A 1,440-nucleotide genomic window follows, 5' to 3' on the forward strand; every position below is an offset into this window, starting at 1 on the left:
ACGGCACCGTCGTCCGGTTCGACGGTGCCAAGGAATTCGCGAACCTCCAGGTCGGATACGACCCCGCGCAGCGGTGGGTGCTCGTGTTCGCGGTCACGATGATGACCGGACTACTGGTGTCCCTGGTGATATTCGGCCCACCGCGACCCCTATGAGAACGAGCACCGTCAGCAATCTCGACCGACACCTCCGACCGCCAAGTGGCTCGAACCAGGTCTCCGTCAGATCCAGGACGGTTCAGCATGCCCGTGGGCGTCGCCCTCAGCCTTGGGTGGGGTCGGCAACGATGCGCAAGTAGGGGCGAGGGGCAGTCCAGCCATCCGGATAGATCTTTTTAGCATCCTCGTCGCTGACCGAGCCGGCAATGATCACGTCGCCACCTCTATTCCACTGGGCGGGGGTGGCCACCTTGTGCGCGGCAGTGAGTTGTAGCGAGTCGATTACACGCAGCACCTCGTCGAAGTTGCGGCCGGTGGTCATCGGGTAAATGAGCACCAACTTGATCGTCTTATCGGGGCCGATGACGAAGACATTGCGCAGCGTCGCCATCTCGGCCGGAGTGTGACTGGTCGGGTCGCCGGCGATTTCGGCGGGTAGCATCCCGTAGGCCTTCGAAATGGTGTAGTCGTTGTCGGAAATCATCGGATAGTTGGGCGCGGTACCTTGTGTTTCGGCGATGTCGTCGGCCCATGCGACGTGGTTGTCGAGTGGGTCGACTGACAACCCGATGATCTTGGTGTTGCGTTGGTCGAATTCGGGTTTGATCGTGGCCATGTAACCGAGTTCGGTCGTGCACACCGGGGTGAAATCGCGGGGGTGGGAGAACAGAACTGCCCAGCTTTCACCGATCCACTCGTGGAAGTTGATCGGACCCTGGGTGGTTTGGGCGTGGAAATCGGGGGCGGTGTCGCCAATGGTGAGTGTCATCAGTGGTTGTCCTTCCGGTGCGGTGGTGCGGTGGTGCCGACGATAGCGGTCGAGTCTTAAGTGAACCTGAGGTCGGCGGCGACGCGGTCTTCCGTATACCCCTACCGGTATAGCCCATCAATGGGCGACTACGACAGGTCACGGGTGGCCCCGACCCCTCGGTGCAACGATGACTGACCCGGCCTCTCCAGCCCATGGGCCGCGACATCCGCACCGAGGCCACCGTCCAGCTTCGGCCACCTCGACCACCCTTACCGCTAGGGGTAAACTGGAGTTTCATCGAACGAAGGACTGAACGACATGACTGGTGACACCGTAAGCATCGCATTGGTATTGAACCGTTTGCGGCGTGCGCAGGGTCAGCTCGCAGGAGTGATCTCGATGATCCGGACCTACTCGACGAAGCTGCCGACGGTGTCGACACCCGTTTCGAGGGTGCCAAACAGATCTTCCGCAGTCTGAAGCGGTCGTTCGTCACGCAGCCAGATCATATCCAGGTCTTTCCGGGTCACG

1 protein-coding gene and 3 pseudogenes are annotated in these 1,440 nt (G+C 61.0%); 3 read left to right on the forward strand and 1 reads right to left on the reverse strand.

Going from position 1 to position 1,440, the window contains the following annotated elements; translation table 11 throughout:
• Positions 1-131 (forward strand): annotated as a pseudogene (locus J1M86_RS23350) (cytochrome c biogenesis protein ResB); the annotation flags it as partial.
• Between the two features lie 130 nt (positions 132-261).
• On the opposite strand, the gene J1M86_RS23355 reads toward J1M86_RS23350, so the two are convergent.
• Positions 262-927 (reverse strand): peroxiredoxin, encoded by a 666-nt coding sequence (locus tag J1M86_RS23355; protein WP_008720432.1) that lies wholly within the window; start codon positions 925-927, stop codon positions 262-264.
• Between the two features lie 300 nt (positions 928-1,227).
• Here J1M86_RS23355 and J1M86_RS23360 point away from each other — a divergent pair.
• Together J1M86_RS23360 and J1M86_RS26570 are read left to right on the forward strand one after the other, a co-directional pair.
• Positions 1,228-1,314: pseudogene (locus tag J1M86_RS23360) on the forward strand (hypothetical protein); the annotation flags it as partial.
• Positions 1,302-1,440: pseudogene (locus tag J1M86_RS26570) on the forward strand (MBL fold metallo-hydrolase); the annotation flags it as partial. The pseudogenes J1M86_RS23360 and J1M86_RS26570, both read left to right, overlap by 13 nt.

The organism is Rhodococcus sp. KRD197 (assembly GCF_017168235.1).
Taxonomy (GTDB): domain Bacteria; phylum Actinomycetota; class Actinomycetes; order Mycobacteriales; family Mycobacteriaceae; genus Rhodococcoides.